The organism is Leisingera sp. G5_S3_59_S7 (assembly GCF_054968485.1).
The window spans coordinates 187,606-213,969 of sequence record NZ_JBQKUH010000001.1 but is presented as its reverse complement, the minus strand read 5'-3'; the positions used below and the strand labels follow the sequence as shown (position 1 = coordinate 213,969).

At 63.7% G+C, this 26,364-nt stretch carries 22 protein-coding genes and 1 tRNA gene; 9 read left to right on the top strand and 14 right to left on the bottom strand.

Annotation, left to right across the window (positions count from 1 at the left end):
* Positions 1–31: 31 nt before the first annotated feature.
* Positions 32–2,104, top strand: a complete 2,073-nt coding sequence (locus tag ACTRWG_RS01020) for a ComEC/Rec2 family competence protein (RefSeq protein ID WP_462828836.1) — start codon at positions 32–34, stop codon at positions 2,102–2,104.
* On the opposite strand, the gene lexA is transcribed toward ACTRWG_RS01020, so the two are convergent.
* The 7 genes from lexA to ACTRWG_RS00985 all read right to left on the bottom strand — a co-directional run bounded on the left by lexA (position 2,098) and on the right by ACTRWG_RS00985 (position 7,686).
* Positions 2,098–2,802 (bottom strand): transcriptional repressor LexA, encoded by a 705-nt coding sequence (lexA, locus tag ACTRWG_RS01015; RefSeq protein WP_259969449.1) that lies wholly within the window; start codon positions 2,800–2,802, stop codon positions 2,098–2,100. The two genes, ACTRWG_RS01020 and lexA, sit on opposite strands and share 7 nt — an antisense overlap.
* A gap of 153 nt (positions 2,803–2,955) precedes the next feature.
* Complete coding sequence (locus tag ACTRWG_RS01010; protein ID WP_462828835.1) at positions 2,956–4,128, bottom strand: molybdopterin molybdotransferase MoeA; 1,173 nt, start codon at positions 4,126–4,128, stop codon at positions 2,956–2,958.
* Positions 4,129–4,599, bottom strand: coding sequence for a cyclic pyranopterin monophosphate synthase MoaC (moaC, locus tag ACTRWG_RS01005; protein ID WP_027237694.1), 471 nt, complete (start codon positions 4,597–4,599; stop codon positions 4,129–4,131). It abuts the gene before it with no gap.
* 12 nt (positions 4,600–4,611) lie between these two features.
* Positions 4,612–5,424, bottom strand: a complete 813-nt coding sequence (gene trpC, locus ACTRWG_RS01000) for an indole-3-glycerol phosphate synthase TrpC (protein ID WP_027237693.1) — start codon at positions 5,422–5,424, stop codon at positions 4,612–4,614.
* A gap of 14 nt (positions 5,425–5,438) precedes the next feature.
* Positions 5,439–6,092 (bottom strand): uracil-DNA glycosylase, encoded by a 654-nt coding sequence (locus tag ACTRWG_RS00995; protein ID WP_027237692.1) that lies wholly within the window; start codon positions 6,090–6,092, stop codon positions 5,439–5,441.
* Entirely contained in the window at positions 6,089–7,108 is a 1,020-nt protein-coding gene (gene trpD / locus ACTRWG_RS00990; RefSeq protein WP_027237691.1) for an anthranilate phosphoribosyltransferase, read from the bottom strand. Before trpD ends, ACTRWG_RS00995 begins: the two co-directional genes overlap by 4 nt.
* A complete protein-coding gene (locus ACTRWG_RS00985) occupies positions 7,105–7,686 on the bottom strand; it encodes an anthranilate synthase component II (protein ID WP_027237690.1) in 582 nt (193 codons plus the stop codon). The genes trpD and ACTRWG_RS00985 overlap by 4 nt, the downstream gene beginning before the upstream one ends.
* A 191-nt stretch (positions 7,687–7,877) precedes the next feature.
* Between ACTRWG_RS00985 and ACTRWG_RS00980 the strand changes: the two genes are divergently transcribed.
* Entirely contained in the window at positions 7,878–9,470 is a 1,593-nt protein-coding gene (locus ACTRWG_RS00980) for a divergent polysaccharide deacteylase family protein (protein ID WP_027237689.1), read from the top strand.
* Positions 9,471–9,540: 70 nt separating this feature from the next.
* Here ACTRWG_RS00980 and trpE read toward each other — a convergent pair whose 3' ends face one another.
* From trpE to fabI, 5 genes are all read right to left on the bottom strand, one after another.
* The gene (trpE, locus tag ACTRWG_RS00975) at positions 9,541–11,052 is read right to left on the bottom strand and encodes an anthranilate synthase component I (RefSeq protein ID WP_027237688.1); all 1,512 of its coding nucleotides are present in this window, start codon (positions 11,050–11,052) and stop codon (positions 9,541–9,543) included.
* 15 nt (positions 11,053–11,067) lie between these two features.
* Positions 11,068–12,909 (bottom strand): peptidyl-prolyl cis-trans isomerase, encoded by a 1,842-nt coding sequence (locus tag ACTRWG_RS00970; protein WP_027237687.1) that lies wholly within the window; start codon positions 12,907–12,909, stop codon positions 11,068–11,070.
* A gap of 118 nt (positions 12,910–13,027) precedes the next feature.
* Positions 13,028–14,203, bottom strand: a complete 1,176-nt coding sequence (locus tag ACTRWG_RS00965; protein WP_027237686.1) for an aminotransferase — start codon at positions 14,201–14,203, stop codon at positions 13,028–13,030.
* Between the two features lie 167 nt (positions 14,204–14,370).
* The gene (gpt, locus tag ACTRWG_RS00960) at positions 14,371–14,874 is read right to left on the bottom strand and encodes a xanthine phosphoribosyltransferase (protein WP_027237685.1); all 504 of its coding nucleotides are present in this window, start codon (positions 14,872–14,874) and stop codon (positions 14,371–14,373) included.
* A 70-nt stretch (positions 14,875–14,944) separates the two neighbouring features.
* Positions 14,945–15,748 carry an enoyl-ACP reductase FabI gene (gene fabI, locus ACTRWG_RS00955; RefSeq protein WP_027237684.1) on the bottom strand — a complete coding sequence of 268 codons (804 nt, stop codon included), beginning with the start codon at positions 15,746–15,748 and terminating at the stop codon, positions 14,945–14,947.
* A gap of 134 nt (positions 15,749–15,882) precedes the next feature.
* On the opposite strand from fabI, the gene pdxH reads away from it, so the two are divergent.
* The 5 genes from pdxH (at position 15,883) to ACTRWG_RS00930 (ending at position 22,131) form a co-directional block, all read left to right on the top strand.
* Positions 15,883–16,488: a pyridoxamine 5'-phosphate oxidase gene (gene pdxH, locus ACTRWG_RS00950; RefSeq protein WP_027237683.1), complete on the top strand. Its 606-nt coding sequence runs from the start codon at positions 15,883–15,885 to the stop codon at positions 16,486–16,488.
* A 133-nt stretch (positions 16,489–16,621) separates the two neighbouring features.
* Positions 16,622–17,161, top strand: coding sequence for a cold-shock protein (locus tag ACTRWG_RS00945; RefSeq protein ID WP_462828834.1), 540 nt, complete (start codon positions 16,622–16,624; stop codon positions 17,159–17,161).
* A gap of 4 nt (positions 17,162–17,165) precedes the next feature.
* Complete coding sequence (locus tag ACTRWG_RS00940; RefSeq protein WP_036797559.1) at positions 17,166–17,642, top strand: DUF192 domain-containing protein; 477 nt, start codon at positions 17,166–17,168, stop codon at positions 17,640–17,642.
* 43 nt (positions 17,643–17,685) lie between these two features.
* Positions 17,686–17,762: transfer RNA gene (locus ACTRWG_RS00935), tRNA-Pro, on the top strand.
* Positions 17,763–18,486: 724 nt separating this feature from the next.
* Entirely contained in the window at positions 18,487–22,131 is a 3,645-nt protein-coding gene (locus tag ACTRWG_RS00930) for a vitamin B12-dependent ribonucleotide reductase (RefSeq protein ID WP_027237680.1), read from the top strand.
* A 329-nt stretch (positions 22,132–22,460) separates the two neighbouring features.
* Here the strand turns inward: ACTRWG_RS00930 and ACTRWG_RS00925 are convergent, their stop codons facing one another.
* Both ACTRWG_RS00925 and ACTRWG_RS00920 read right to left on the bottom strand, forming a co-directional pair.
* On the bottom strand, positions 22,461–23,324 hold the full coding sequence (locus ACTRWG_RS00925) for an acyl-CoA thioesterase (protein ID WP_027237679.1): 864 nt from the start codon (positions 23,322–23,324) through the stop codon (positions 22,461–22,463).
* A gap of 69 nt (positions 23,325–23,393) precedes the next feature.
* Positions 23,394–24,605: a serine hydrolase domain-containing protein gene (locus tag ACTRWG_RS00920; protein WP_027237678.1), complete on the bottom strand. Its 1,212-nt coding sequence runs from the start codon at positions 24,603–24,605 to the stop codon at positions 23,394–23,396.
* Between the two features lie 274 nt (positions 24,606–24,879).
* Between ACTRWG_RS00920 and aroQ the strand changes: the two genes are divergently transcribed.
* Both aroQ and ACTRWG_RS00910 read left to right on the top strand, forming a co-directional pair.
* Positions 24,880–25,329 (top strand): type II 3-dehydroquinate dehydratase, encoded by a 450-nt coding sequence (gene aroQ, locus ACTRWG_RS00915; protein WP_027237677.1) that lies wholly within the window; start codon positions 24,880–24,882, stop codon positions 25,327–25,329.
* Positions 25,326–26,081, top strand: coding sequence for an autoinducer binding domain-containing protein (locus ACTRWG_RS00910; protein ID WP_027237676.1), 756 nt, complete (start codon positions 25,326–25,328; stop codon positions 26,079–26,081). The genes aroQ and ACTRWG_RS00910 overlap by 4 nt, the downstream gene beginning before the upstream one ends.
* The last annotated feature ends 283 nt before the right edge of the window (positions 26,082–26,364 follow it).

Below are 26,364 nucleotides of genomic sequence, written 5' to 3'. Positions count from 1 at the left end.
TGTCTACCGGGCCAGAAGGCGGGGGGCAAGCATGCGGCTGAGCGCAGCCATCGCAGACCTGCTGCAGGCGCAGCGGGGGGATCTGTTCCCCTGGGTTCCAGTTTTCCTGGGCACCGGGATCGGGGCCTATTTCAGTTTGAAAAGCGAACCCGGATGGGCGGTCTATGCCTGTCTTGCCGCGGTTTCACTGCTGCTGGCATGGGGCGCTGTGCAGCGGCGGCCGCTGGCGTTCCTGTTCTGGGCGCCGGCCTTTGCGGCGGCGGGCCTGTGCCTGGCGGGCGCCCGCGCCCACTGGGTTGCGGCGCCGGTTCTTGATTTCCGCTATTACGGCCCGGTTGAGGGCCGGGTGGTATCGGTGGACCGTTCCCCGACCGATGCGCTGCGGCTGACCTTGGACCAGGTGCGGCTGGACCGCGTTCCGGCTGTGAAAACCCCGGCCCGGGTGCGGATTTCCCTGAAAGGCCCGGAGCAGGTGCCGCCGCCGGGCGCCTTGGTGATGACAACCGCGCATCTGCTGCCGCCGCAGGGGCCGGCGGAGCCGGGAGGGTTCGACTTCCGCCGCCATGCCTGGTTCAAGCAGCTGGGCGGGCTTGGCTATACCAGGGCGCCGGTCCTGCTGGCCGGAGCGCCGGGGGATGGCGTTCCGGTGGAGCGCTTGCGCCGCGCCATGGCGGGCTATCTCCAGCAGCGGATTCCGGGCGAGACCGGCGGATTTGCCGCGGCCATCACTGCCGGCGACCGCAGCGGTGTCGGGGAGCAGACGCTGACGGCCCTGCGGAAAAGCAACCTGGCGCATCTGCTGGCCATCTCCGGCCTTCATATGGGCCTGCTCACCGGCTTTGTCTTTGCTGCGGTGCGGGTGCTGTTCTGCCTGGTGCCGCCGGTTGCCCTGCGCTGGCCTGTCAAGAAACTGGCGGCGCTGGCCGCATTGGCGGCCGGGGCGGGCTATCTGCTGTTGTCAGGTGGCAATGTGGCGACGGAACGGGCCTTTGTCATGGTCGCCGTGATGCTGGGGGCGGTGCTGCTGAACCGGCGCGCGATCACACTGCGCGCGGTGGCGGCGGCGGCGCTGATCGTGCTGCTGCGGCGGCCCGAAAGCCTGCTCAGCCCCGGTTTTCAGATGAGTTTCGCCGCGACGGCGGCGCTGGTCGCGGTCTTTGCCGCGCTGCGGGACAGGGAGGTGCCGCCGGGTCCGCGCTGGTTGCGGCCGGTTGCGGCTCTGGTGATCTCCTCTGCTGTGGCAGGCGCCGCAACCGCGCCCTTTGCAGCTGCGCATTTCAACACCGTTCCGCATTACGGGCTCTTTGCAAATCTGCTGGCAGTGCCGGTCATGGGCTCCGTGGTGATCCCGGCAGCAGTGCTGGCGCTGTGCCTGGCGCCCGTTGGATTGGAAGGGGTTGCGCTTTCGGTTATGCGGTGGGGGATGGACTGGATTCTGGTGGTTGCGCAGACCGTGGCGGGGTTTGAGGGCGCCGTGTCCCAGGTGGCGGCGCCCGGCGTTGCGGTGCTGCCGCTGTTTGCGTCCGGTGCGGTGTTTGCCGTGATCTGTCACGGGCGGCTGCGGCTGGCGGGGCTGGTGCCGGCAGCTGCAGCGCTGTGGCTCTGGAGCGGAGCAGAGCGGCCGCCGGTGATCATCGCCAGCTCCGGCGGTCTGATCGGCGTGATGGAGTCGGAGGGGCGCGCCCTGTCGCGGCCAAAGGGGCAGGGGTTCACGGCAGGGATCTGGCTGGAGAATGATGGCGATGCCGCCACCCAGCCAGAGGCCGCGGCCCGCTGGCAGGCCTGGGACGGCGAGCTGCCTGTCTGGCAAGGCCAAGGTTACCGGCTGGTTCATGCACCGGGAAAACGTAAGCTTATGCAGGCAAGCGCTTGTAAAGAGGGGGATATCATCGTGTCCACGGAGGCTGAGCCGGAGCCCGGCACCTGCTTGCTGCTGACGCCTGGGATTCTGCGGCAGACCGGCAGCATCGCGGTCCGGCCCGATGGCGGCCTGCTGACAGCCCGCGCCGCAACCGGCGCGCGCCTGTGGAGCGGATGGTATCCGGAAGGGGCTGAAATCCGGCGCCTGCGCCGCCTGCTGGCCGCGCCGGCGCAGCTTCAGTAAGTGCGGATCAGCCCGACGAGGCGGCCCTGGACCTGCACCTGATCCTCGGGGTAGTGCCGGGTTTCATAAACCGGGTTCGCGGCTTCCAGCGCAATCGTCCGTCCCTGGCGGTGGTAATATTTCAGGGTGGCTTCCTGGCCTTCGACCAGCGCCACCACAATGTCGCCGTTGTCGGCGGTGTCGGCTTCGCGGATCACCACGATGTCGCCGTCATTGATGCCGGCCTCGATCATCGAGTCGCCCTTGACCTCCAGCGCATAATGCTGGCCGTTGGGGGCAATCATGCCGCCCGGCACCGCGACCTGGTGCGAGACCTGGCTGATCGCCTCAATCGGCACGCCGGCCGCGATACGGCCCATGACCGGAAGCTCAACTGCCGCCTGACGCATCGGATCCGCGGCAGCAGCGGCGGCGCGAGGGCTGGTCTGGCCGCCGTCGATCACCGTGGGGGCGAACCCCTGCGGTTCGGAGGTGCCGCCCAGGCTTTCGGGCAGGCGCAGGATTTCAATAGCGCGGGCGCGGTGGGCGAGGCGGCGGATGAATCCGCGCTCTTCCAGCGCGGTGATCAACCGGTGGATGCCGGATTTGGAGCGCAGATCCAGCGCCTCCTTCATCTCATCAAAACTGGGCGGAACGCCGTCCCGCTGCAGGCGTTTGTGAATGAATTCCAGCAAATCCAGCTGTTTTTTCGTGAGCATCGCCGCTCCCTCCGCGCCTCGTGTAGATGTTTTCTTTTGTTCTACGCATGTTCACGTTTTGTGTCAACATGGCCGCTTTCGGTCGTGTCAGATAATGAACGCACCGGCGGCGCGCCCGACACGCGGGGGCGTTTTTGCAAAGATAGAGCTGTTTCAGATTGGCAGATATTGCACGGGTTCGCCTGCGTCGCGAGCGCCATCGCCGGGCGGGCGGATCAGCAGGGCATTGGCACCCGCCAGCACCGTAAGAAGCGAACTGTCCTGATCTGGGAAGGCGCGGATCTTGCCGTCCTCAACGCGGGCCCGCATGTAGTGTTCACGCGGACCGTTAGCAGTAAGGGGCTCTGCCAGCGGAGCGCTTAGCAGCGGCTGGCCGGTGTCCGGCAGGCCGAGCATCGCGCGGATCACCGGCGCGAGGAAGACGTGGCCGCACACCATGGCCGACACCGGGTTGCCGGGCAGGCCCACCATCGCGGCAGAATTCATCCGGCCCGCCATCAGCGGTTTGCCGGGCCGCATAGCCACCTTGTAGAAGCTGCGCTCCATGCCGGCGTCCTGGGCCACTTTGCCGACCAGATCGTGATCACCGACCGAAGCGCCGCCGATGGTCACCACAAGATCGGCGCCCTCAGCCAGCTCAAAAGCAGTGCGCAGCGAGTTTTCGGTGTCGCGGGCAATCGGCAGAATGCGGGCGCGGGCGCCGAAACCCTCCAGCATCGCCTTGAGACCGAAGGTGTTGGAGGCGATGATCTGGTCCGGGCCGGGCGTGCCGCCCGGCATCATCAGCTCATCCCCTGTGGAGATCAGCGCAACCTCGGGCCGGCGGGTGACCGGCACTCTGGGGATGTTCATTGCGGCCAGCAGGGCGACGTCGGCAGCTGTCAGCAGGCGGGGCGCAGAGACGGTCTCGCCATCGGTGAAATCGCCGCCGCGGGGGCGGATGTTGTGGTTGCTGCCAGGCTCACCGGTAATGGTGATGAGGTTGCCGGTACGGGTGACATCCTCTTGAATCACAACAAAACTTGCGCCTTCGGGCACCGGGGCGCCGGTAAAGATGCGCACCGCCTGGCCCGCGCCAACGCGGCCATCAAAGGCGTGGCCGGCAGCGGCCTCGCCAATGACTTTGAACATGGCGTGCATCTCAACCTCAGCCGCGTTGACGGCATAGCCGTCCATGGCGGAGGCGGAGAACGGCGGCTGGTCGCGGCGCGCCTGCATGTCTTCTGCCAGCACCCGGCCTGCGGCCTCAGCCAGGGGAACCTCTTCGGTCTCAAGCTTGGAAACAAGCGCCAGAAGATGCGCGCGGGCCTCGCTGACAGAGATCATTTATGCCTCGTACCTGCCTGATTTTCCGCCATCTTTCAGCGTGACGCGAATGCCGCCGATCTGCATCGCCTTGTCTGCCGCCTTGGCCATGTCATAGACGGTGAGCGCGGCGGTGGAGACGGCGGTGAGCGCCTCCATCTCGACCCCGGTCTGGCCGGTTGTCTTGACGGTGGCTTCGATCCGGACGCCAGGAAGGTCCGGGTCCAGCGTCAGTTCCACCGCGACCTTGGTCACCGGCAGCGGATGGCAAAGCGGGATCAGGTCCGGCGTTTTCTTGGCACTCATGATGCCGGCCAGACGGGCCACCGACAGAACATCGCCCTTTTTGGCGCGGCCTTCGGAAATGATTTCAAAGGTTTCCGGCGCCATGGTGATGTGGCCCTCGGCGGTGGCGATGCGCGAAGTCACTGCCTTGTCCGAGACGTCGACCATATGGGCGTCGCCCTTGGTGTCGAAATGGGTGAGGCTCATCGGCTGCCTCCTTTACATCATGCCGGGGGTCAGCGGATTGGCGAGCAGCGCGCGGGTCGCCGCGGCGACGTCGTCCTGGCGCATCAGGCTTTCGCCGATCAGGAATGTCCGGGCGCCATAGCGGGCCATGTCGGCCAGATCCTCGGGCGTGGACAGGCCGCTCTCGCAGACGATGGTGCGGTCAGCCGGAACCATACGCGACAGTTCGCGGGTGGTGTCCAGCGTGGTCTCAAACGTTTTGAGATTGCGGTTGTTGATGCCCATCAGCGGCGATTTCAGGTTGCAGGCGCGCTCCAGCTCTTCGGCGTCATGCACCTCCAAGAGCACATCCATGCCCCAGTCAAAGGCGCATTCCTCCAGCTCCTGCGCCTGGTCGTCGGAGACGGAGGCCAGGATGATCAGGATGCAGTCAGCCCCCAGAGCACGCGCCTCGGCCACCTGGTAGGTGTCGTACATGAAATCCTTGCGCAGCGCGGGCAGGGAGCAGGCGTTACGGGCCTGGGTCAGGAATTCCTTGGCGCCCTGAAAACTGGGTGTGTCGGTTAGCACCGACAGGCAGGCGGCGCCGCCGTCCTGGTAAGCCTTGGCCAGTTCCGCGGGTTCAAAATCGGGGCGGATCAGGCCCTTGGAGGGGCTGGCTTTCTTGATCTCTGCGATCAGCCCGTAGCCTTCGCGGTTGGCCTGCATCAGGCTTTGGGCAAAGCCGCGCACCGCGGAGGCTTCGCGCGCTTCGGCCTCGACCGCTTCCAGCGGTTTGGCGGCCTTGTCGGCGGCCACTTCCTCGAGCTTGTAGGCCTTGATCTTGTCCAGCACGTTTTGGGTCATACCAGCGCCTCCGTTCATGCGTTCCAGTCTATGCCGGCTTCACCGCGGGCGGCGAGCCAATTGTTCACTTTTGAGAAGGGCCGGGACCCAAAGAAGCCGCGCCGCGCCGACAGGGGCGAAGGATGGGCGGTTTTCAAGATCAGGTGATCGCCCGGTTTAATATGTTTTTCAAGCTTTTGCGCCGCATTGCCCCAGAGAATGTATGCGGTGGGGCGTTCAGACGTCAGCTCCAGCACCTGATGGACCAGATGGTGCCAGCCGAGGTGTTTGTGGCCGTTTGCCTCGCCCGCAGGAACAGACAGGGCGGTGTTCAGCAAGAGCACCCCCTGGCGGGCCCAGCCGCGCAGGTCGCCGTTCGGGCGAGAGACACCAAGATCCGCCTCCAGCTCCTTGTAAATATTGGATAAGGAGCGGGGAAGCGGGCGCACGTCCGGTTCTGCCGAGAAGGCGAGACCATGGGCATGGCCGGGCGTCGGATAGGGGTCCTGGCCCAGGATCACCACGCGGGTGGCCTCCGGCTGGGTCAGCTCCAGCGCGGCAAACCGCTGAGGGGCCGGCGGCTGGATGTCGCGCGGGTCCTCTTTCAGCGCGGCGGCGATCCCGGGCCAGTGATCCGTGAAAAACGGCAGGCCGGCCCAGCGGCCCAGCCCTGGAGGCAGATCTGTCATGCGGCTGAGGTGATGCGGGCCAGGGCCTCGACCTTGGCTTTGGCGGCACCGCTGTCGATGGATTCGGCGGCACGTGCGACACCTTCCCTGAGATCAGCAGCCTTGCCGGCCACAACCAGCGCCGCTGCCGCGTTCAAAAGCACCGCGTCCCGGTAGGCCGAGGGCGTGCCCTGAAGCAGCACGCGGAAGGCCATTGCGTTTTCCTCGGGGGTGCCGCCGACGATCTTGTCGAAGGAATGCACCGGCAGCCCCGCGTCCTCGGGGTGGAGTTCCACGTCGCGGATGCTGCCGTCTTCCTCAAGCGCGGAAACCCAGCTGATGCCTGTAATGGTCAGCTCATCCGTGCCGTCGGAGCCGTGCACCAGCCAGGCGCGCTCAGAGCCCAAGGTTTTAAGCGTTTCCGCCATCGGGCGGATCATCTCGCGGCGGAAGGCGCCGGTCAGCTGGCGTTTGACGCCGGCCGGGTTGGTAAGCGGGCCGAGAATATTGAAGATGGTGCGGGTGCCCAGCTCAGCCCGGGTGGGCATCACATGCGCCACTGCCGGGTGATGCATGGGCGCCATCATGAAACCGATCCCGGCCTCATTGATCGCCTTTTCAACCACTTGCGGGCCGACCATCACGTTAATTCCCATCTGGGACTGCATGTCGGCGGTGCCGGATTTGGAGCTGAGGTTGCGGTTGCCGTGCTTCGCCACCACAACGCCTGCGCCTGCAACCACAAAGGCAGTCGCGGTGGAGATGTTGAGGGTGTTCTTGCCATCGCCGCCGGTGCCGACGATGTCCATCGCGCCTGCCGGCGCCTTCACCGGGTTGCACTTGGCGCGCATTACCGCGGCGGCGGCAGCGTATTCATCGACGCTTTCGCCGCGGGTGCGCATCGCCATCAGCAGGCCGCCCATCTGGCTGGGCGTTGCCTCGCCCTCGAACAGCAGGGTAAAGGCGGTCTCGGCCTCCTCGCGGGTCAGGGCGCGCTCGGCAGCAGCCCCGATGAGCGGTTTCAGGCGGTCACTCATGCGGGCACCTTCATGACATCGAGGAAGTTCTTCAGCAGCGCGTGGCCGTGCTCGGAGGCGATGGATTCGGGGTGGAATTGCACCCCGTGAATCGGCAGTTCCTTGTGCTGCAGGCCCATGATGGTGCCGTCTTCCAGCTCTGCGGTGATCTCCAGGCAATCCGGCAGGCTGTCGCGCTCCACCACCAGGGAGTGATAGCGCGTCGCTTCAAAAGGCGACGGCAAGCCTTTGAAAACACCGGTGTCCTTGTGGTGCATCTTGCCCATCTTGCCGTGCACGATTTCGTGGCAGCGCACCACCTTGCCGCCGAAGGCCTGACCGATGGTCTGGTGGCCGAGGCAAACACCCAGCAGCGGTGTGCCGGTTTCGGCCGCCGCTTCGGTCAGTGCCAGGCAGATGCCCGCCTGATCCGGGTCGCAAGGGCCCGGCGACAGCAGGATGCCTGCGGGCCTCATCGCCATCGCTTCCTGCACATTGATGGCGTCGTTGCGGTGCACTTCCATTTCCGCGCCCAGCTCGCCCAGATAATGGACGAGGTTGTAGGTAAAGGAATCGTAGTTGTCGATCAGCAGCAGCATCGTAGCGGGCTCTTTTAAGGGTGGCGGGCCGGGGGCGCGCCGCAGTATAGTGGTCGGAACATACATGTTCAGGGATACGGGGCAGCGTCAAGGGCAGGAAAGGCGAATGCGGGTGAGGGCCGGTAACAGGTTCCCTCCAGGCAGGCCGGAATGGCGCAGCACGGAAATACGGATTGAGAGGCGAAACAGGCATGCGTGGATTTCTGGGCGGCGTGAGTGTGGGAGCTTTGCTGGCCGCAGGCGGGCTGGCGATGTTGTCTTTGTCGGTGCCGCTGCCGGTCAGCGGGCCGGAAGACCAGCCGGGCGAAGATCCGGTCGCGGCTGTGCCGCAGCCTGCGGAACAGCCGCCTGCGGAAGATACCGCCGGTGCCGTGCCGGATCCGGTTCTGCACGAGCCTGGCGATGCACCGCAAATGCCGGATGGCGGCAGTGAGACTGCCGAAGTCCCCGGCAACGGCCAGGGGCGCGACGCCGATCTGGTTGAAGCGCAGCCCGCGGGACCGGCCGCAACCGGCGCCAGCGACGACCTGAGCGCCTTGGCCGGAGCGGACACCGCGCCCGCAGGCAAACCCGAGGTCGGCCTTGCTGCCTCTGCGGTGGAGGGCAGCAGCCCTGCACCTGCGGCGGCACCGGGACTGGAACACGCCGGCCCTGAAGGCCAGCCGCAGGCGGCCCAGCCGGCGGCACCGCCGCCGCCCGGCAGCGAGGCCGCTGTGATAGCGGCAACGGACCCGGCGCCGGAGCCCGAACAGCCGGCAGAAAGGGAAGAGACGGCTGCCGCCGCTGCGCCTCAGGAAACTGCACCTCTGCCGCCGGTTCAGCAGTCTCCCGGCACTCAGGCAACGGCATCGGTATCGGCACCGGATATCGGCGCGGCGCCGCAGGCGACCACGCTGCCGGTGATCGGTGCGGCGCCGCCCGTGCCAGACGCCAGCGCCGATGATGACGCTGTGCCGGCAGAGGAAGCGCCAGACACAGAAGCGCCGCAGCAGGAGGCACTGGCGCCGCGGATCGGCACGCCGGTGGTTCCGCTGACCGAGCGGGACGAGGCGCAGGAGATTGCGCTGGCCGGATCGCAGCCGCTGGACACGCAGCCGTTTGTGGCGTTCTCCGAACCTTTCTATAACCCGGAAGACCGGCCGCTGATGTCGATCGTGCTGATTGATGACGCCGGTGCCGTGGGCGCCGAGGCACTGGCGGAGTTCCCCTATCCCTTGAGCTTTGCCATCGACCCTGACGATCCGGATGCCGCGGCGAAGATGGCGGCGCGCCGGGCGGCCGGGTTTGAGGTGCTGATGCTGGCGGACCTGCCGCGCGCTGCCACGCCGCAGGACGCGGAGACGGCGCTGGAAGTCTGGCGCAGCAGGCTGCCGGAGGCGGTTGCCATTCTCGAAGGAGTGGAAACCGGGGTGCAGGGCAACCGGCCGCTGGCGGACCAGGTGGCGGCAATGGCGGCCTCGGCCGGCTATGGCCTGGTGACGCAGAACAGCGGCCTGAACACGGTGCAGAAACTGGCGCTGCGCGATGGCGTGCCCGCCGGCGTGGTGTTCCGCGATTTTGACGGCGCTGGCCAAAACCCCAGAGCGATCCGGCGGTTTCTGGATCAGGCCGCGTTCCGGGCCGGGCAGGAGGGCGCGGTGATCATGCTGGGCCGGCTGCGGCCTGACACGATCTCGGCGCTGCTGATCTGGGGCCTGCAGGACCGGGCTGCCCGGGTGGCGCTGGCGCCTGTCTCGGCGAGCCTGGAGGCACAGCTGCCTTCAAAAGGAAACGGCGCCCCCTGAGCGGGCGCCGTCGGCTCCAAGAGGAGTATTTCCGGAAAGATGAAGCGGCGCGAGGGCCTTTGGGGCGGCGTTACCGGTTGCCGCTGCCGGTGAAGCGGGCGGCATCAGCCGCGGCGCGGCGGATGGCGTTGGATTTATGGACCGTCTCCATATATTCCGCCTCCGGGTCGCTGTCATAGACCACACCGCCGCCGGCCTGGATATAGAGGTTCTGATCCTTGACGATGGCGGTGCGCAGCGCAATGCACATGTCCATGTCGCCGCCTGCGGAGAAATAGCCGACGCCGCCGCCGTAGATGCCGCGTTTTTCCGGTTCCAGCTCGTCGATGATTTCCATCGCGCGCACTTTGGGCGCGCCGGAGACGGTGCCTGCGGGCATGCCGGCAAAGAAGGCATCCAGCGCGTCCTTGTCCTCTGCCAGCTCGCCCACGACGTTGGAGACGATGTGCATCACGTGGCTGTAGCGTTCGATGATGAACTTTTCAGTCGGACGCACGGTGCCGATCTTGGACACCCGGCCGGTGTCGTTGCGGCCCAGGTCCAAGAGCATCAGGTGCTCCGCCAGTTCTTTCTTATCGGCCAGCAGATCGGCCTCGAGCGCCTTGTCCTCTTCAGGCGTGGCGCCGCGCGGGCGTGTGCCTGCGATGGGGCGGATGGTGACCTCCTGCCCGAAGACGCGGACCAGAATTTCAGGAGAGGCGCCCACCACCTGGAAGCCGCCGAAGTTGAAGTAGAACATGAAGGGTGACGGGTTGGTGCGCCGCAGCGAGCGGTAGAGCGCGAAGGGCGGCTGGCGGAAGTCCTGGGTCCAGCGCTGCGCCGGCACCACCTGGAAGATATCGCCTGCGCGGATGTAGTCCTTGGCCTTCTCCACCGCAGCCATATAGCCTTCCTTGGTGAAGTTCGACACCGGCGGCGCGGCCTCGTGCGCGTCACCCAGGTCACGGCTTTCGGCGGGCATGGCGCGTTCCAGATCGCGCACCGCGTCCATCACCCGTTCCGCCGCCTGGGCATAGGCCGCCTTGGCGGTCTGACCGTCGCTGGACCAGACCGGAGAGACCACGGTGACCTCGCCCTTGACCCCGTCCAGCACGGCGATGACCGAGGGACGCAGCATCAGCGCGTCGGGCAGGCCCAGCGGATCCGGGTTCACGTCCGGCAGATGCTCCACCAGCCGGATCATGTCATAGCCGAGGTAGCCGAAGAGGCCGGCCGCGGCCTGGGGCAGATCGTCGGGCAGGTCAATTTTGCTTTCGGCAATCAGCGCCCGCAGGTTGTCCATCGGGTTGCCGTCCTGCGGGGTGAAGTCATCCGCATCAAACCGCGCCGAGCGGTTCAGGGCCGACTGCTCCCCATGGCAGCGCCAGACCAGATCCGGTTTCATGCCGATGATCGAGTATCGCCCGCGCACCTCGCCGCCGGTCACCGATTCCAGCATGAAGGCGTCCTTCTGGGCGCCGGTCAGCTTGAGCATCAGCGACACCGGCGTGTCGAGGTCGGCGGCAAGGCGGGTGTAGACGACCTGGTTTTCGCCGCGCTCATAGGCCTTGGCGAAAGTGTCGAAATCGGGGGTCAGGGCCATGGGTGCTTGCCTTGGTTACTGGAAGTTCGCTTGCGCTGCATTCAGCGCCTGCTGGTCGACACGGGGTTCGGCGCGGGCCTGGGCGTCCTGCACATAGGCCTGGAACAGCTCCTCGGCCAGGGATTGGTCCAGCTGCGCCTGCAGCGCCTGGGTGAGCAGGGTCATGTCGTCGCTCTGCTCCGGCGGCAGAATGGCATCTAGACGCACCACAACAGCCGAGTCCGCGTCCTGCACCAGGCGGAAATCGCCGACCTCCATGCCGAATACACTGGTGACCAGCTCGGCCGGCACGGTGTCGATATAGGCGGTGCGGGTGAGGCCGGTTTCGGTTTTGACCTCGGCGTCTTCCGCAAAGCTGCCTGCCTGTTCAGCCTGCGCCAGCAAGTCCTCGCCCTGATCCTTCAGCGCCTTGGCCAGACGGTCCTGCTGCCAGGCGGCCAGGACCTTCTCCTTGGCCCCAGCAAAGGGTTCCGGGCGTTCCGGCAGAACCTCATCCAGCCGCAGGGCAAACAGGCTGCCGTCGGTCAGGAAGTCCACGGCCGGAAAATCCTCAGCCGTGACAGCGGCGGCGGCAGCGCGGAAGCCTTCATAGGCGGCAATGCCGTCGCTGGCCTCTTCGGTCCACTTGATCTGGACAAGCTCCAGGCCGTTCTCGGTGGCCAGCTCCTCAAGGGTGGCGCCGCCTGCCAGCATGTCGTCAATGTCTTCGGCCTGCGACTCGACAAGGCGGCGGGCGCGGCCGGCGGCGAGCTCTTCGCGCAGTTCCGGCTCAGCTTGTTCAAAGGTGGTGATCTGTGCTTCGAGGCGGCCATTCACGCGGTAGAGCGCCGGGCCGAGATCGGAGGGCAGGGGGCCGGCCACGGTGCCGACCTCAGCAGCGAAAACATCAGTGCCGGCTGCGCCGAGATCACCCATGGTGACGTCACCCATATCGACATCCGGCAGCGTCAGGCCGCGGGACTCGACCAGGCTTTCAAAGGTGGCACCGCCGGTTTCCAGCTGTGCCTTGGCGCTGGCGGCGGCTTCCTTATCGGCAAAAACCAGGCGCTCCACCAAGCGGCGTTCGGGCACCTGGTACTGGTCGGCGCGGTCCTCGAACAGCTGCTGCAGCGCGGTTTCGTCTACCTCGACCTCATCCAGCAGCATGGCGGGGCGCAGCGCTGCATATGTGATGACCTTGGTTTCCGGCAGCATGAACTGGTCCTGGCGGGCCTCGTAAAAGGCTTTCAGTTCCTCATCAGAAGGAACCTCGGCCGTCAGGGCGATGCCGGCCGCATCGAGCTGCACGTAAGAGAAGCTGCGGCGCGCGCCGATGAAATCAGTCAAGGTCCGGGTCAGGGTTTCGGGCATTTTGGTACCGGACAGAATAGCGTTCTGCACCATCGTGCGGGCAGCCTCGCGGCGCAGGTCCTCTTCGAATTCCTTCTCGGTCAGGCCGGCGTTGCGCAGGGCAAAGCGGTAGGCGTCACGGTCGAAGCCGCCATCCACTCCCTGAAACGCATCAATGGCCGACAGTTCCTTGATCAGGTTCTCATCGCCGATCGACAGGCCCAGCTGTCTGGATTCGTGGTCCAGCGCCGCCAGGGAGATCAGCCGCCCCAGAACCATCCGGTCCATGCCAAAGGCGGTCATCTGCGCCATGGTCACCGCCTGCCCGGTCTGTGCCTGCAGGGCGCGCTGTTCGCGCTGCAGCTCGCGCACATAGTTGCCGATGCTGACCTCTTCGTCGCCGACCTGGGCAACGGAGGAGGAGGAGCTGGTGAAATTCACCGCGCCAAATCCGGCAAGGCCGACGATCAGCATCCCCATCAGGATCCAGACAAAGGTTTTGGATAGCTTTTTCATGCCTGCGGCCATGATGCCCTCTTTATTGTTCTGCTGCGCAAGGGATTGCCTGGCAGCGGGAAATGCCGCTGACTGAATACGCGGCTGCCCGCAGAGGGGCAAGACGGTTGCGGATCAAACTGCCGGATGATCAGGGTTCAAAACGCGCAAGGCGGTCAAACAGCGTTCGGATGCCCGCCCGGTCGGCATTGGCAAAGGCGATGCGGAACTGGCGGGCGCCGTCCGGGTCGCCTGCGGGCATGAACATGGACCCCGGCAGCATCAGGATTGAAGCTTCGGCCACCAGCCGTTTAGCGATCTCCTCTGACGGGGCGTCGAAGGGGTGCTCGGCATAGGCGAAATAGGCGCCGCATCCGAGCAGTTTCCAGCCCTTGTCTGCCAGCACCGGGAAGCCGTCTTCGATCGCGGCGCGGCGGCTCAGGATCTCCTCGCGTTCACCCGCGAGCCAGTCCTGCAGGTGTTCGATCCCCCAAAGCGCGCCGGCCTGGCCCAGCTGCGAGGGGCAGATTGTGACGGTGTCGAGAAACTTCTCCATTTCGAACATCCGGTCCTCAGACGCCGCGATGGCGCCGACCCGGTGGCCGGTCAGCCGGTAGGCCTTGGAGAAGGAGTAAAGATGGATCAGCGTGCGGTCCCAGTCCGGCACCTGGAACAGCCCGTGCGGCGCGCCCTCGCGGCTGTCGAAATCGCGGTAGGTTTCATCCACGATCAGCGCCAGGCCGCGGTCGCGGGCCAGGCGGAAGAAGGCCTGCACCAGGCCATCGGGGTATTCGACGCCGCAGGGGTTGTTGGGGGTCACCAGCACGATAGCGCGGGTGCGGTCCGTGATCAGCGCTTCGGCCGCCGCGAGGTCCGGCAGCATGCCTTCGCCAACATGCAGCGGCACCGCGGTGACGCCCGCCATGTCCAGCCACATTTTATGGTTGAAGTACCAAGGGACCGGAAGGATCACCTCATCCCCTTCACCGCAAAGCGCGGCGATGGCGGCGGCAAAAGCCTGGTTGCAGCCGGAGGTGATGGCGACCTGCTCCGGGCGCACATCCGCCTGGTAGTGGCCTGAGATCTGCCGCGCCAGCGCCCGGCGCAGCGGCTCATTGCCCAGCACCGGGCCGTAAAGATGGGCAGAAACGTCGTTCAGCGCGGCATCGGCCAGCGCCTGGCGCAGCCCCTCGGGCGGGGCCTCGGCCGGGGCGGCCTGGCTCACGTTCAAGAGCGGGCGGTCCGGCGGAAACGCGGCCCCCGCCACCCAGCGGCGCGATTCGACGATGGGCGAGACAAAGGTGGCTTGGGTACGGGGCAGGGGCATGAGCGGCTCCGGGCTGCGGCTGAGGTGGCGGGCGCACCGGACCGGGCGCCGGCCTATGTCTGGCACGGCGGCATAGACAGCTCAAGCGGTAACGGGCGGCCCGGGTCCGGCCAAAGAAAAAGGCGCGCTGTCACGCGCGCCTTTCCGATCTTGCTGCCGGGTCCGGGTCAGTCCTTGCCGCGGTAGGGCTCCACATATTGCAGGGCCATGTCCCAGGGGAAGAAAATCCAGGTGTCCTGGCTCACCTCGGTGATGAAGGTGTCCACCATCGGCCGGCCTTTGGGCTTGGCATAGACGGTGGCGAAATGCGCCTTGGGATACATTTCGCGCACTAGTTCCAGGGTTTTACCGCTGTCGACCAGGTCGTCAATGATCAGCACGCCCTCGCCGTCGCCCATCAGATCGGCATCGGGCGCTTTCAGCACCTCGGCCTCGCCCTGGGCCTGGTGGTGGTAGGACCGGACGGAGATGGTGTCGACGGTGCGGATATCCAGCTCGCGGCTGACGATCATGGCCGGCGCCATGCCGCCGCGGGTGATCGCCACCACAGCACGCCAGGTGCCGTTGCCGGGGCCTTGCCCGTCCAGGCGCCAGGCCAGCGCGCGGCTGTCGCGGTGGATCTGGTCCCAGCTGATGTGAAAGCCTTTTTCGTGCGGCAAACGGTCAGTCATATTTCTTGCTCCCCGCGAGATCGCGTCAGCTTGCCGGCGCCCGGCAGCAGCCCGGGCCCGGTATACGTTTTTACTTCGAAATGTCCGGTGCATCCACCGCCTTCATGCCCACCACGTGGTAGCCGGCATCGACATGCAGGTTCTCGCCGGTCACGCCGGAGCTGAGGTCGGAGAGCAGGTAAAGCGCCGAGTTGCCGACATCGCCGATGGTCACATTGCGGCGCAGCGGCGAGTTGTATTCGTTCCACTTCATGATGTAGCGGAAATCGCCGATGCCGGAAGCGGCCAGCGTCTTGATCGGCCCGGCGGAGATCGCGTTGACGCGGATGCCGTCCTTGCCCAGATCCTCGGCCAGGTATTTGACGGAGGCCTCCAGCGCGGCCTTGGCGACACCCATCACGTTATAATGGGGCATCACCTGCTCAGCGCCGTAATAGGTGAGGGTCAGCAGCGAGCCGCCTTCGCCCATCAGTTTTTCGGCGCGTTTTGCAACCGCCGTGAAGGAAAAGACCGAGATGTCCATGGTCATCTGGAAATTGCTGCGGCTGGTATCGACATAGCGGCCGCGCAGTTCGTTCTTGTCGGAAAAGCCGATGGCGTGAACAACAAAGTCCAGCTTGCCCCATTTGGCCTCCAGCTCGGCGAACAAACCGTCGATCGAGGCCTCGTCCGAGACGTCGCACGGCAGGACGATATCGCTGCCCAGCTGTTCGGCCAGCGGGCCGACCCGCTTTTTCAGCGCCTCGCCCTGATAGGAAAAGGCAAGCTCGGCGCCGGCATCGGCGCAGGCCTTGGCAATCCCCCAAGCAATGGATTTGTCGTTGGCCAGGCCCATGATGAGGCCGCGCTTACCGGCCATCAGTTGACTAGACATGCAGGTTCTCCGCCTGTGATCTGTGAATTAGACGGTGTTTAGTATGCCGCGCGGGCCGCTTCAAGAGTGCACGCCCTTGCCGATGGCCGGGAAGCTGCATAGGTTGCAGTGAAACCCCATGATGAGGTGCATGAATGTCCGACCGTTCCGGTATTTTCGCGGGCGAGGATCCGTTTGCCATTGCCCGCGCCTGGCTGGCTGAGGCGGAGCAAGCCGAACCGAATGATCCCAATGCCATCGCGCTGGCAACTGTGGATGAAACGGGGCTGCCGAACAGCCGGATGGTGCTGCTGAAGGAAATTGAGGACAGCGCGTTTGTGTTCTATACCAATTACGAAAGCGCAAAGGCGCAAGAACTGGATCAGGCCGGCAAGGCTGCATTTGTGATGCACTGGAAATCCTTGCGCCGCCAGATCCGCGTGCGCGGCAGCATCACCCGCGAAGACGGGCCGCAGGCCGACGAATATTACAGGTCCCGCTCGCTCAAAAGCCGGCTGGGTGCCTGGGCCTCGAAGCAGTCGCAGCCGCTGGAAAGCCGCGGCGCGCTGATGGCGGAGGTGGCGAAAGTGACGGCCGCAAAAGGCCCGAACCCGCCGCGGCCGCCGTTTTGGGGCGGTTACCGGCTGACGCCGGTGGAGATCGAATTCTGGGCTGACGGCGCATTCCGGCTGCATGACCGGTTCCGCTGGCGCCGCAAAGAGGGCACCGCAGAATGGGAAATTCTGCGGCTGAACCCGTGACGGAAATGGTTAAGGTTTACCTAGGGTCAATAGCAGTTTCATGACAATTTCCAGACTTTTTAGCTTGAAATCCAAGGTCAGAATCGCGCATCAGAGCTTCATCAAAAATAAGAAAACGCGGTGGGTGATTTAAGTGGCAGAAGATCTCAGCAGCTTGCAGCAGGTCCAGGGGCTGGTGAAGTGGTTCGACCCGGCCAAAGGGTACGGCTTTGTCGTATCTGACGAGGGCGGCCCGGACATTCTTCTCCACGTTAATGTGCTGCGTAATTTCGGCCAAAGCTCTGTTGCGGACGGGGCCCGGATCGAGATTGTGACGCATCAGACCGACCGCGGTGTGCAGGCGGTGGAAGTGCTGTCGATCATGCCGCCGGAACGCGACGACACCCCGGTGCTGAGCGATTTTGCCGAGCTGGACATGGACAGCCTGCAGAGCGAGCCGCTGGAGCCGGCGCGGGTCAAATGGTTCGACAAGGGCAAGGGGTTCGGCTTTGTCAATGTCTTTGGCCGCGGCGAGGATGTTTTCCTGCACGTAGAGGTTCTGCGCCAGTCCGGGCTTGCCGACCTGCAGCCCGGCGAAGCGCTGGCGATGCGGGTGATCGACGGCAAACGCGGCCGCATGGCGGTGGAAGTGCTGGCCTGGGAAGCCGCGCTGATGTCCGGCGGCACGGACTGATACAATGGAACGGCGCCTGGTTCCGCTGAGCTGGTGCGCCGCCTTGACCTTTTGGGCCGCCCCGGCCCTGGCAGCGGACTGCGCGCCGGACCGGGTCGACCTGCGCGGTGCCTGGGGGCAGGCCGCATTTGAGGTGGAAATCGCCGACAGCGAAGCAGAACGGGCGCAGGGCCTTATGTTCCGCGAGGAGCTGCCGCGCGGGGCAGGGATGCTGTTTGTGTACGATCAGCCCCAGCCGGCCGCCTTCTGGATGAAAAACACACTTATCCCCTTGGACATCATATTCCTGGATGAGCTGGGCCGGGTGACATCGGTTCACGAAAACGCTGTGCCTGGGGATCTGACCCCGATCCCCGGCGGCAACCGGGTGTTTGCGGTGCTGGAAATAAACGGCGGGCTGGCCCGCCGTTACGGCATTTCGGCGGGCACTCAGATGCGGCACCAAATTTTTTCGCGCAGTGGCGCAGTTTGGCCCTGTTAGGGGTTTTCAAATCCATCCGCCGGAGATAGGAAGGCGCACGGTCCGGGGCGTGGCGCAGTCTGGTAGCGCACCTGTTTTGGGTACAGGGGGTCGTGAGTTCGAATCTCGCCGCCCCGACCACTCCACTCTCATAACTCGCGGTGGCTCTTTGCTGATCAGGCACTGCTGCGAGAATCGTTTCTCGCATTGCGCGAGCGATTTTCCATTGATGCAATCTATGGTGTTAATGCTTTCTTAACACTCTGTTAAGGCTTCTTTAATGACTTGTCGCGGAGGCGCATCAAAAGGTTAATTGCGGCGCAGGTGCCGCTGGGGTAGCGGCGTTACCGCACGGTAATCCAACCGTTAACGCCCTTCGGCGTTTCCATCCCCGCATATGTTGACGGAATCCTGTCACAGCCCGGCATTCCCGGGTGCCAGGTTTCGCTTTCAAGTCGGCAAGTCACTCGCCTGACAATAGAAATTCGGGGTCCTCCAAAGACCGCCTGACGCAGCAGAAACAGAGACGGCCTGTGGATGAATCGAAGCGGTTCGCCGGACCCTGCAAACCGCAGAAAGCGTCAACAGCAAAGATCCTTTCCAAGACGTAAATTTTACGTTGACCCCTTGTGTCAGAATACGCCAAATTGTGTTCACCGGTTGTGGTGGCACTAAATCTGGTGGGTTTCAGAGCCGCAGCAACAACGCTGAAAAACAGCACACAGTCCTGGGAGAATGGCCGGCGAGGGCCTCGGGTGCGCCAAATGCGGCGGACGCAGGATTGTTCGTGTGTTCTGCAGCCGGGGCTGGATGGTGCGGGGGCACCGCGACACATGAACGACGAGTGCTTGAGAAGGGGCAAAGCATGAAGATCGAACGGAAATTCACCAAACCCGGACAGGATGCCTATGCCGATCTGGCCTTTGTCTCGGCCACGTCGGAAATCCGCAACCCGGACGGGACCATCGTTTTCCGTCTCGACAACATCGAAATCCCCGCGTCCTGGAGCCAGGTGGCCAGCGACGTCATCGCGCAAAAGTACTTCCGCAAGGCCGGCGTGCCGTCCCGCCTGAAGAAGGTCCGCGAAAAGGGCGTGCCGGAATTCCTGTGGCGTTCGGTCCCGGAAAAGGGCGCGGAGCTGGGCGGTGAATCCTCCTCCAAGCAGGTGTTCGACCGTTTGGCGGGCGCCTGGGCCTATTGGGGCTGGAAGGGCGGCTATTTCTCCTCCGAGGAGGACGCGCGCGCCTATTACGACGAGATGCGCTATATGCTGGCGACCCAGCGCTCGGCGCCGAACTCGCCCCAGTGGTTCAACACCGGCCTGCACTGGGCCTATGGCATCGACGGCCCGGCGCAGGGCCATCACTATGTCGATTACAAGACCGGCAAGCTGACCAAATCGGACAGCGCTTATGAGCACCCGCAGCCGCATGCCTGCTTCATCCAGTCTGTCTCGGACGATCTGGTCAAGGACGGCGGCATCATGGATCTGTGGGTGCGCGAGGCGCGGCTGTTCAAATACGGCTCCGGCACCGGCACCAATTTCTCCCATCTGCGCGCCGAAGGCGAGCCGCTGTCGGGCGGCGGCAAATCCTCGGGCCTGATGGGTTTCCTCAAAATCGGCGACCGCGCGGCGGGCGCCATCAAATCAGGCGGCACAACCCGTCGGGCAGCAAAAATGGTGATCGTCGACGCCGATCACCCGGATATCGAAGACTTCATCCAGTGGAAGGTGATCGAAGAGCAGAAGGTTGCCTCGATCGTGGCCGGCTCCAAGATGCACGAAAAGATGCTGAACGGTCTTTTTGAGGCAATCCGCAGCTGGGACGGGGCAGAGGCTGACGCCTATGACCCGGCGGTCAACGGCGGGCTGAAATCGGCCATCCGCCAAGCCAAGAAGGTGGCGATCCCGGAAACCTACATCAAGCGGGTGCTGGATTACGCCAAGCAGGGCCACACCTCGATCGAGTTCCCGACCTATGACACCGACTGGGACTCTGAGGCCTACAGCTCTGTCTCCGGGCAGAACTCCAACAACTCGATCCGGGTGACCAACGCCTTCCTGCACGCGGTGGAAAAGGACGCCGACTGGCAGCTGATCAACCGCACCGACGGCAAGGTCGCCAAAACCGTCAAGGCCCGCGACCTGTGGGAGAAGGTCGGCCATGCGGCTTGGGCCTGCGCCGATCCGGGTATCCAGTTCCACGACACCGTAAACGAGTGGCATACCTGCCCGGAAGACGGTGAAATCCGCGGTTCAAACCCTTGTTCAGAATACATGTTCCTGGACGACACCGCCTGCAACCTGGCGTCGCTGAACCTGTTGAGCTTCCTGAAAGACGGGCTGTTCCAGGCGGATGATTTCATGCATTCCTGCCGCCTGTGGACGCTGACGCTGGAAATCTCGGTGATGATGGCGCAGTTCCCGTCCAAGGAAATCGCGCAGCGGTCCTATGACTTCCGCACCTTGGGCCTGGGCTACGCCAACATTGGCGGGCTGCTGATGAACATGGGCTACGGTTACGACTCGGATGAGGGCAGGGCGCTTTGCGGTGCGCTGACCGCGCTGATGACCGGTGTTGCCTATGCCACCTCGGCTGAGATTGCCTCGGAACTGGGTGCCTTCCCGGGCTATGCGAAAAACGCAGACCATATGCTGCGGGTGATCCGCAACCATCGCAACGCTGCAAAGGGCAACACCGAGGGTTATGAAGCACTGTCGGTCACGCCGGTGCCGCTGGACATCGCAAACTGCCCGGATGCGCTGCTGACCGATCTGGCCGCAAGCGCCTGGGACGAGGCGCTGGAGCTGGGTCAGAAGCACGGTTACCGCAACGCCCAGACCACGGTGATTGCACCGACCGGCACCATCGGCCTGGTGATGGACTGCGACACCACCGGGATCGAGCCGGACTTTGCCCTGGTGAAGTTCAAGAAGCTGGCGGGTGGCGGTTACTTCAAGATCATCAACCGCTCTGTGCCGTCGGCGCTGGAGGGGCTTGGCTACAGCTCTGCCCAGATTGAGGAGATTGTCTCCTATGCAGTGGGCCACGGCTCCATCGGCAATGCCCCGGGCATCAACCACACGTCGCTGGCCGGTCACGGCTTTGGCCCCAATGAGCTCGCCAAGGTGGACGCGGCGCTGGAATCGGCCTTTGACATCCGCTTTGTCTTCAACCAGTGGACCCTGGGCGAAGATTTCTGCACCGGCGTGCTGGGCATCCCGGCGCCCAAGCTGAACGATCCGACCTTCGACCTGCTGCGCCATCTGGGATTCACCAAGGCGGACATCGACGCGGCCAATGACCATGTCTGCGGCACCATGACCCTGGAAGGCGCGCCGCATCTGAAGGAAGAGCATTACGCCATCTTTGACTGCGCCAACCCGTGCGGCAAAAAAGGTAAGCGTTTCCTGAGTGTTGATAGCCACATTTACATGATGGCGGCAGCCCAGAGCTTTATCTCCGGTGCGATTTCCAAGACCATCAATATGCCGAATTCGGCCACCATCGAGGACTGCCAGAAGGCTTATGAGCTGAGCTGGAGCCTGGGGGTGAAGGCCAACGCACTGTACCGCGACGGCTCCAAGCTGAGCCAGCCGCTGGCGGCGGCACTGGTCGAGGATGACGACGACGCGGCGGAAATTCTTGAAAGCGGTTCGACCCAGGAAAAGGCCGCGGTTCTGGCGGAGAAGATCGTCGAGAAAGTTGTGGTCAAGGAGCTGGTCCGCAGCCACCGCGAGAAGATGCCGCAGCGCCGCAAGGGTTATACCCAGAAGGCGGTTGTCGGCGGCCACAAGGTGTACCTGCGCACCGGCGAGTATTCCGACGGCACCCTGGGCGAAATCTTCATCGACATGCACAAGGAAGGCGCGGGCTTCCGGGCAATGATGAACAACTTTGCCATCGCGGTGTCGGTCGGCCTGCAGTACGGCGTGCCGCTGGAGGAGTTTGTCGACGCCTTCACCTTCACCAAGTTCGAACCCGCAGGCATGGTCCAGGGCAACGACTCGATCAAGAACGCGACTTCAATCCTCGACTATGTGTTCCGCGAGCTGGCGGTATCGTATCTTGATCGCACAGACCTGGCGCATGTGAAGCCGGAAGGCGCGACCTTCGACGATCTGGGCCGCGGCGAAGAGGAAGGCGTCTCCAACGTCACGGAGCTGAGCGAAAGCGCCGCATCGCGGTCGCTGGAAGTGCTGAAGCAGATCTCCTCGACCGGCTATCTGCGCAAGCGGCTGCCGCAGGAACTGGTGGTGCTGCAGGGCGGCCAGACCGAGACCGGCACCGTGGGCACGGGAGCTGATCCGGTTGCCGCGCTGCAGTCACTGGTACCGGAGACCACGGACGCACCGGCGCAAACCACTGGCGGCATGGACGCACGCACCAAGGCAAAAATGCAAGGCTACGAGGGCGAAGCCTGCGGCGAATGCGGCAACTACACGCTGGTGCGCAACGGCACCTGTATGAAATGCAACACCTGCGGGGGCACCTCCGGCTGCAGCTGAGGACCTCTGCCTGCGGCGCCGGCATACCCCCGACGGCGCCGCAAACAAGTAACCGCAAGCAGGACGAACCTGCTGTGCACAGGATCAGGAACGGGTGCGCCCGTTCTGAACACCGGGATGGCCCAGGTAAGAAAATACTTTCGGGCAGTCAATGAAGGAGCCTGACCGGTGATAACTGGCTTCCTCTGTCGCAGAGGAAGCCATTTTCTTTGCCTGATGCAGAAGGCGGATTTGAGCCGTATCCGTGTCTTATAATCAGAATTATGTTAATTACGGATATGTCACGGGCAGCCAAGCGGCTTAATATATCACCCTAAGCCGTTGCAAGATCACTGTTTTAGCGGTCGAAGCAAGCCTTCCTGCGCAACGCTGGCAACGAGTTGGCCGTCCTCTGTATAAATGGCACCCCGGTTGAAACCGCGGCCGTTGCCGGTGAATGGCGCGTCCATGGTGTAAAGATGCCAGTTCTCAAAATGCACCGGCGCGTGGAACCACATGGCGTGGTCCAGGCTGGCGGTCATGGCGCCGGGCTTGTGAAATGTCAGCCCGTGCGGCCGCATCGACGACCCCAGCAGACCAAAGTCCGACGCATAGGCCATCAGGATATGCTGCAGTTCCGGTCCGGCGTCTTTGGCGGCCTCCATTCGGATCCACATATGGTTGACGTCACTGGTTTCTTCGGGCGCCAGCGGATCGCGCGGCGCAACCTCGCGGATCTCGAACGGCCGCGGCCGCGTGAACTCGCCGCGCTTGGCCGGATCTACCCGGAACGCATTGCGCAGCAGGATCTCGTGGCGCGGCTCCAAGCCCTCGGGCCCGGTAACCTCCGGCATCGGATGCTGGTGCTGCCAGCCGTCTTCCTGGGCATGGAATGACGCCGCCAGGTTCAGGATCTGCTTGCCGTTCTGCATCGCGACAACCCGGCGTGTCGTGAAGCTGCGGCCATCGCGGGCCGGATCGACCTCGTAAATGACCGGCCTGGATGGATCGCCCGGGCGGATGAAATACGCATGAAGCGAATGGCACAACCGCCCGGAAACAGACGCATAAGCCGCCGCCAGCGCCTGCGCGATCACCTGACCGCCGTAGATGCGCAACGGGGTTTCACCGCCGGACCCGGAGCCGCGGTAAAGATTGGTGTCCAATGTCTCCAGATCCAGCAGATCGAGAAGCACCTTGGCGGTATCGGTCATATGAAGCGCTTTCTATGGTCAGGTCTTTTACAGGCTCATCATCATACCCGGAAACGCAGCGCGGGGAAGTCACGCTGTCAGCGTGCCATGCACAAGCGCCTTAAGCTCCGGCCGCGACGGATACGAACTGGATGGCGCCAGTTGGGTCAGGAAGACCACTGACAGATCCTGTTTCCGGTCGATCCAGAAGAATGTCGAGGCAATGCCGCCCCAGCTGAAATCGCCGACCGATCCCGGGCAGCGCGCGCGGGCTGGATCCAGCACCACGGCACCACCGAGCCCGAAGCCCATGCCCTCCATCGGCTGTTCCGCAAAGCTTTGCGGACCCATCGAGGCAATCTCACCCGGAAGGTGGTTTTGCATCATGAAATCAGCGGTTTGCGGGCTGATAATAAAGCCGTCACCGCAGCGCCCGCGGCGCCGCAGCATCTCGGCGAACTTCATGTAGTCATCAAGCGTTCCGACCAGGCCGCCACCGCCGGACTGCAGTTCCGCCCGCTGAAACGGCGAGGACTGCCAGCTGTCGGTCAAACGCAAGCTTTCTGCGCCTGTTTCGGCTGAATTCAGCGCCATGGCATCGCCCGCCAGCGGTGTGTAGAGAGAGGCAAAGCGGTTCCCTGCCCCGGCCGGCACTTGAAATCCGGTTTCGTGCATGCCGAGCGGTGCAAAGATTTCCTCGGCAAAGAAGTCGCCCAGGGTCTTGCCGGAGACAGCTTCAATGACACGGCCCAGCACATCGGTGGCCACCGAGTATTCCCACCGGGTTCCGGGCTGGAACGCCAGCGGCAGCTTAGCCAGACGCGACACCATCGGGGCCAGGTTGCCCTGATCGGGTTTGAACAGCAGATCCGCGGCCTCCATCGCCTGCGGCAGAAGGCCGGGATTGAAGGAGTAACTCAGCCCGCTGGTATGGGTCAGAAGCTGTTGCAGCGTTGGAGCCGGGCATGGTTCTGTCTGGCTGATCGCGGAAGCTCCTTCAATCAAAGCCTGCATGTTGCTGAATTCCGGAAGAAAATCACTGACGGGCGCGTCCAGGTGAAACAGGCCCCGCTCCAGCAGGATCATCATCGCCAGCGATGTGACCGGCTTGGTCATCGAATAGAGCCGCACCAGCGTATCGCGGCTGAACGGCAGCTGTTCCTCTATGTTGCGCAGCCCGGCCGCGTGAAAGAACACCTCATCGCCGCCGCGGTTTATCAGCAGCGCGCTTCCGGGATATTTCCGTTCCTCCACATAGCGTTGCTGCCAGGTTTTGATCCTGCCGAGCCGGTCAGATTGCATTGCAGCTCTCCTAATTTGTGCTAGTTGCCGTCAGATCGCGCGCGACCGTTGGGCCCTTGTGGCCGCCCGGCCGGGTGAAAGTCGCGCAAGGAGGCATGCCTTGGCAAGAGGTGAAATGAAACAGCTCTATTGCCAGTAATCCGCGCAATCCTGACCGGGATCCGGGCAATTGTCCGGCGCGATGTTTTTCATATTCGCATCCTTTTGTGTATTCGCATTCCAAAGGAAATTGTCTTAGAAGTTCAAGAAGAAGGACAGCAAGGAATTACATCTGATGAAGAGTATTCTGGTTTTGAACGGCCCCAATTTGAACCTGCTCGGCACCCGGCAGCCTGAGGTCTACGGCTCTGTCACTTTGGCGATGGTGGAGCAGGACTGCAAAGCGCATGGCACAACGCTGGGCTTTGATGTTGAATGCCTGCAGTCCAACCACGAGGGCGCGCTGATTGACGCCATTCACGCCGCCAAGGGCAAGCACCAGGGGATCATCCTGAATGCCGGGGCCTACACCCATACCTCCATCGCGCTGATGGACGCCTTGATTTCCGTGGAAATCCCGGCAGTTGAGGTGCATCTTTCAAACATCCACGCCCGCGAGCCTTTCCGCCACACGTCCTATATCGCCAAGGCTGCGCTGGGTCAGATCTGCGGCTTCGGCGCCAAGGGGTACCTGCTGGCGCTGGATGCCTTGGCGGCACATCTGGCTGAGGCTGCACCATCATGAATTTAAAGGACTATCTCAATTTCCTGTGCGGCGCCCAAAGCACTGAGGAGCTGTGGTGCGAACATGTGAAGCAAATGTCCTCTTTCGGATTTGATCGGCTGATCTACGGGCACACCCGCTTCAGGACGGAGACGTCGCTGGGCGATCCCGAAGATTTTGTCATCCTGTCCAACCATCCGAACGAATACCTGAACGGGTTTCTGAAGGAGGGCCTGTACCTGTCGGCACCGATGCTTCGCTGGGCGCTGGAGAACGAAGGCGCCGGCAGCTGGCGCATTGTCGAGGACATGGCCGCCACCGGCTCGCTGACGCCAGAGGCCAGAAAGGTGCAGGAATTCAACCAGAAGCTGGACATGACGGCCGGGTATACGATCAGCTTTCATTCGGTGTCCAACAGGTACAAGGGCGCGATCTCCTTGGCGGCCAAACCGGGCATGTCCCAGGATGACGTGGACGCGCTCTGGGCGGAGTGCGGCGAGGACATCATTCTGATGAACAATGTGGCGCACTTGAAGATCCTCAGCCTGCCCTATGCCGCGCCAAACCGAAGCCTCACCAAGCGGCAGCGGGAAGTTCTGCAATGGGTCGGCGACGGCAAAACCACGCAGGATATTGCCCTGCTGATGGGGCTCACTCCCGCTACGATTGAAAAACACCTGCGGCTTGCACGGGAGTCCCTGGCGGTTGAGACCACGGCACAGGCCGTTCTGAAGGCCGCGCTGCACAATCAGATGTATGTCATTGACGCCTGAGAGGGCCGCCCAGACGTCTGAAATATTTTGGTTTTCCAGATCCACGCGGCCTGCCGCGCGGATTGGGGAATTGTCCGCTGCGCAAAGGCCAGACGCCCATTAGCGACCAAAAGTATGGAATTCAGTACTACCGTTATAGGGTAATTCACTGCATGTTGCACGTGTTCCGTGAGTGGTGGCTTTGGCCAAGGAACTTTGGGTAACGACCCCTTGCGATTTCAAGGCTCTCCTACCTGGTCGGGTATAGGCGCGTATTGGTCCGCGTCTATCCCGGATACCAGAG

Bases quoted from the DNA above. Each gene is read 5' to 3' on its own strand.
- ACTRWG_RS01020 (WP_462828836.1), top strand. From the start codon at position 32: ATGCGGCTGAGCGCAGCCATCGCAGACCTGCTGCAGGCGCAGCGGGGG.
- lexA (WP_259969449.1), bottom strand. From the start codon at position 2,802: ATGCTCACGAAAAAACAGCTGGATTTGCTGGAATTCATTCACAAACGC.
- ACTRWG_RS01010 (WP_462828835.1), bottom strand. From the start codon at position 4,128: ATGATCTCTGTCAGCGAGGCCCGCGCGCATCTTCTGGCGCTTGTTTCC.
- moaC (WP_027237694.1), bottom strand. From the start codon at position 4,599: ATGAGCCTCACCCATTTCGACACCAAGGGCGACGCCCATATGGTCGAC.
- trpC (WP_027237693.1), bottom strand. From the start codon at position 5,424: ATGACCCAAAACGTGCTGGACAAGATCAAGGCCTACAAGCTCGAGGAA.
- ACTRWG_RS00995 (WP_027237692.1), bottom strand. From the start codon at position 6,092: ATGACAGATCTGCCTCCAGGGCTGGGCCGCTGGGCCGGCCTGCCGTTT.
- trpD (WP_027237691.1), bottom strand. From the start codon at position 7,108: ATGAGTGACCGCCTGAAACCGCTCATCGGGGCTGCTGCCGAGCGCGCC.
- ACTRWG_RS00985 (WP_027237690.1), bottom strand. From the start codon at position 7,686: ATGCTGCTGCTGATCGACAACTACGATTCCTTTACCTACAACCTCGTC.
- ACTRWG_RS00980 (WP_027237689.1), top strand. From the start codon at position 7,878: ATGCGTGGATTTCTGGGCGGCGTGAGTGTGGGAGCTTTGCTGGCCGCA.
- trpE (WP_027237688.1), bottom strand. From the start codon at position 11,052: ATGGCCCTGACCCCCGATTTCGACACTTTCGCCAAGGCCTATGAGCGC.
- ACTRWG_RS00970 (WP_027237687.1), bottom strand. From the start codon at position 12,909: ATGGCCGCAGGCATGAAAAAGCTATCCAAAACCTTTGTCTGGATCCTG.
- ACTRWG_RS00965 (WP_027237686.1), bottom strand. From the start codon at position 14,203: ATGCCCCTGCCCCGTACCCAAGCCACCTTTGTCTCGCCCATCGTCGAA.
- gpt (WP_027237685.1), bottom strand. From the start codon at position 14,874: ATGACTGACCGTTTGCCGCACGAAAAAGGCTTTCACATCAGCTGGGAC.
- fabI (WP_027237684.1), bottom strand. From the start codon at position 15,748: ATGTCTAGTCAACTGATGGCCGGTAAGCGCGGCCTCATCATGGGCCTG.
- pdxH (WP_027237683.1), top strand. From the start codon at position 15,883: ATGTCCGACCGTTCCGGTATTTTCGCGGGCGAGGATCCGTTTGCCATT.
- ACTRWG_RS00940 (WP_036797559.1), top strand. From the start codon at position 17,166: ATGGAACGGCGCCTGGTTCCGCTGAGCTGGTGCGCCGCCTTGACCTTT.
- ACTRWG_RS00930 (WP_027237680.1), top strand. From the start codon at position 18,487: ATGAAGATCGAACGGAAATTCACCAAACCCGGACAGGATGCCTATGCC.
- ACTRWG_RS00925 (WP_027237679.1), bottom strand. From the start codon at position 23,324: ATGACCGATACCGCCAAGGTGCTTCTCGATCTGCTGGATCTGGAGACA.
- ACTRWG_RS00920 (WP_027237678.1), bottom strand. From the start codon at position 24,605: ATGCAATCTGACCGGCTCGGCAGGATCAAAACCTGGCAGCAACGCTAT.
- aroQ (WP_027237677.1), top strand. From the start codon at position 24,880: ATGAAGAGTATTCTGGTTTTGAACGGCCCCAATTTGAACCTGCTCGGC.
- ACTRWG_RS00910 (WP_027237676.1), top strand. From the start codon at position 25,326: ATGAATTTAAAGGACTATCTCAATTTCCTGTGCGGCGCCCAAAGCACT.